Origin of the sequence: Moorena sp. SIO2C4, assembly GCF_010672485.1 — a bacterium.
GTDB classification, from domain to species: domain Bacteria; phylum Cyanobacteriota; class Cyanobacteriia; order Cyanobacteriales; family Coleofasciculaceae; genus Moorena; species Moorena producens.
Map to the genome: position 1 here is coordinate 1 of NZ_JAAHGN010000806.1, position 3540 is coordinate 3540.

General features: G+C 41.9%; 3 protein-coding genes and 1 pseudogene. 3 read left to right on the top strand and 1 reads right to left on the bottom strand.

Going from position 1 to position 3540, the window contains the following annotated elements; translation table 11 throughout:
- Positions 1–117 precede the first annotated feature (117 nt).
- On the bottom strand, positions 118–1317 hold the full coding sequence (locus F6K20_RS29405; RefSeq protein ID WP_287251645.1) for a glycosyltransferase: 1200 nt from the start codon (positions 1315–1317) through the stop codon (positions 118–120).
- 957 nt (positions 1318–2274) lie between these two features.
- Here F6K20_RS29405 and F6K20_RS29410 point away from each other — a divergent pair.
- From F6K20_RS29410 to F6K20_RS29420, 3 genes and pseudogenes are all read left to right on the top strand, one after another.
- Positions 2275–2964, top strand: coding sequence for a glycosyltransferase family 2 protein (locus F6K20_RS29410; RefSeq protein ID WP_287297058.1), 690 nt, complete (start codon positions 2275–2277; stop codon positions 2962–2964).
- Between the two features lie 10 nt (positions 2965–2974).
- Positions 2975–3142, top strand: coding sequence for a hypothetical protein (locus tag F6K20_RS29415; RefSeq protein ID WP_158026223.1), 168 nt, complete (start codon positions 2975–2977; stop codon positions 3140–3142).
- A 9-nt stretch (positions 3143–3151) separates the two neighbouring features.
- A pseudogene (locus tag F6K20_RS29420) lies at positions 3152–3540 on the top strand (hypothetical protein); the annotation flags it as partial.

The following is a 3540-nucleotide window of genomic DNA, read 5'->3' on the forward strand; positions in this document are numbered from 1 at the left end:
CGCTTTCCGTTGGCGAATTAAATTCGCCACGGGTCGCACCGCTCCCGACTCCCTAAAACCTTTTGCTGTTGACGGTCAACAGTCAACAGTCAACAGTCAACAGTCAACCGGTTATCATTATTTTTGCGTCACTCGCCAGTTGAGTTTTAGATTAATCCAGAAATTCCAGAAAGTAACGGCTGCGATCGCAATACCATTTGCAATCAGATAGTTAATTCCCAGGAGATTAAACAACAGATTCAACAACAGCACATTTAGGCACAAACCGATCAAACAGACCAGGTTAAACTTCAAAAACCGTTTCAAGCGCTTACCCCATCCCCACTGCTGACTCGCTATATCCCTAAATGTCCAGGCATCGTTCCAAATAAAGTTATTCATAATGGCCGCTTCAGCAGCAATAATTTTACTGCGGGTGAGTCCCCAACCCAAACTAGCAGGGTCATGGAGTAAGTAAAGCACAGTCATATCCACAAATACCCCACTGAATCCCACTAAGCCAAAACGAATAAACCGCTTTAAGGGGAAGGGAATGCCTTTTCTAAGTTTACCAATGGTTCCGAGAGAAAACCTTAACCGGAGTAAGTGTCTAATATAGTCTACATACTGTTTCCAGGTAACTTTGCTCTCTCCTGAGAGTCTCTCTTGAAATACATAGCCAACTTCTGCAATTCGGCCAATTTTTCCCCTAGCCAGCACTTCAATTAGAATCTTGTACCCCAGAGGATTGAGGTCTTTTTCCTGAATGGCACTACGGCGTACCATAAAAAAACCGCTCATTGGGTCAGAAACACGACCGATAACTTCTGGTAAAATCGATAATCCTAAAAGTTGAGCACCTCTGGATAAGAAACGCCTCACTACACTCCAATCACTAACACCACCATCGTCTACATGACGACTGGCAATAGCGATATCGGCTCCATCCTCCATTGCTACCAAAAGTTTTACTAATATCTCTGGTGGATGCTGTAAATCCCCATCAATTACCCCCAAAATTTTTCCAGTACCTACCTTCCAGCCGTGAATAACTGCTGTAGATAACCCCCGTTCATGCTGACGGCGAATTACCTGTAACTGTGGATAGTCCGACATCAGAGCCTGGGCGATTTCCCAGGTACGATCAGGACTATCGTCATCTACTACAATTAGTTCGTATTGGTTTGGTATAGCTTCATCGAGCAAATTGCTCAGGATTCTAATTAGCTCCCCGATGTTTCTACTCTCGTTATAGGTGGGAATCACCAAGGATAAGGAAGAATCACTAAGGTGAGATTCTTCTGGTGTTATGTAGTCATTACTGGTATCCAAAGACATACTCTCTTGGTTGATGGAATTTTTTTTAGGTTAATGGTGCTAGATGTTAGATGTTAGGTTTTGGGTTAATGGTGTTAGTACTTAATGTCTAGCGCGCCTAATACCTAGTGCTATCAAGCCTATGGCATTAGTCATTAGTTTAGTTATTAGTCACTAGTTATCAGTCATTAGTCAAAATACGTAAGCATTCAGCTATCAGCTATCAGCTATCAGTGCTATCAGACCAATTAAAGTAGGGTGGGCAAAGTAGTATAATCTAGAATACTCAAAAGAAGCAAACTGTTTTTGCCCACCCTACAAGCTGCTATCAGCGTGTCGCGGATCAGACCAATTAAAGTAGGGTGGGCAAAGTAGTATAATCTAGAATACTCAAAAGAAGCAAACTGTTTTTGCCCACCCTACAAGCTGCTATCAGCGTGTCGCGGATCAGACCAATTAAAGTAGGTTGGGCAAAGTAGTATAATCTAGAATACTCAAAAGAAGCAAACTGTTTTTGCCCACCCTACAAGCTATCAGCCAAAGTCTGACGGCTGACCGCTGACGGCTGAATGCTTACCAAAATACTAATGAGTAATGAGCAACGACTCCCCAATCAGGCTTGAGCGTAATGGTTTAGTAGTTGCTCTATGTTAGTTGCTCTATGTTGCTCTATTTAGTTGATCTATTTATAATCCTACAGTAGAATTATACTAATTTATTCAGGGTGTCAAGTAGTCAACCTCAAACCTGTCTATCAATCCTGGTCGTGCCCTGAATTTGAGGGTTCAATCCCATCTAATCACGGGGAAACTTCCCATAACTTTATGTAACTGACGTTATGTAAATATTTCGTGATGTGTTTAGGGGCTCAAACTCTCTACTTAACCAAAGGCTAGGGGAATTAGGCGGGGATTATGTAAAGATTATGTAAAGTTTTAAGCTAATCAAATTATTTGCTTATTATTAAGGATTAAGCTTATGAAGCTAAGTGTTGTAATACCCTGTTTTAACGAAGTCAACACAATTGCCAATGTTATTGAAGCTGTCAAAGCATCTCCGGTTAAAGAGTGCGAAATTATTGTTGTCGATGACTACTCAACGGATGGCACTAGAGAGATTTTAGAGTCATCACTAGAATCCCAGATTGACCATGTTGTCTATCATCACAAGAATCGGGGCAAAGGAGCTGCCTTACGGACTGGGTTTGGCTTGGCTACTGGAGATATCGTAATCGTTCAAGACGCTGATTTAGAGTACGATCCCCAGGAATATCCCTTGTTAATGCAGCCGATTATTGATGGCAAAGCGGATGTGGTTTATGGCTCCCGTTTCGCTGGCGGTGGTCCCCATCGGGTAGTGTACTACTGGCATATGGTGGGCAATAAATTTTTAACCATGCTCTCCAATATGTTTACCAATATTAACCTTACCGATATGGAAACCTGCTATAAGGCATTCCGGCGTGAACTTATCCAATCTATCAAAATCGAAGAATCTCGGTTTGGCTTTGAACCGGAAATTACTGCTAAGGTTGCCAAAAAGAAATGCCGCATCTATGAAGTAGGAATATCTTACTATGGTCGCACTTACGAAGAAGGGAAAAAAATTGGCTGGAGGGATGGGTTTAGGGCAATATTCTGTATCTTAAAATACAATCTTTTTCGTTAGTCATAATCTGATGGTGGGCAGTCATAATCCGATGGTGGGCAGTGCCGAGCAACCCTATTACAAACTTCGGAATCTGTCTGATACACTGCCCACCCTACATGAACTTTTGGTTAATCACTTACTCCCTACTCCCTATTCCCTATTCCCTATTCCCTATTCCCTATTCCCTTTGCTATAATAACTAACTATGTTGGCTTTGCTCCCTCTGATTACCTTCACTGTTTTATTTCTCTTCATCTATCGTTACAATTATTGCTGGCGTAGTTCCCTATTGTGGACAGCTATTACCTGGGGAGTCTTATTAACCTTTATCACTGAAGTTTTAAGTTTATTTAAGTTAATTACTTGGGGTTGGTTAGCGGGAATCTGGGGTTTACTGAGTCTGACGTTGATTTTTGCCTACTTTCGGACTGTTAAACCAGAACGAGTCACCCGCACCGAGGATTCACAACATGGGATTGGGCAAAATGGGATTGGGCAAAGCTCACCCTCCACGAATGGGCAAAATCCAAACAATGGGAATGCCCAAATCTCTGGTTTTTTACTGGTATTACTTGGAGGTATAGGATTTCTGGA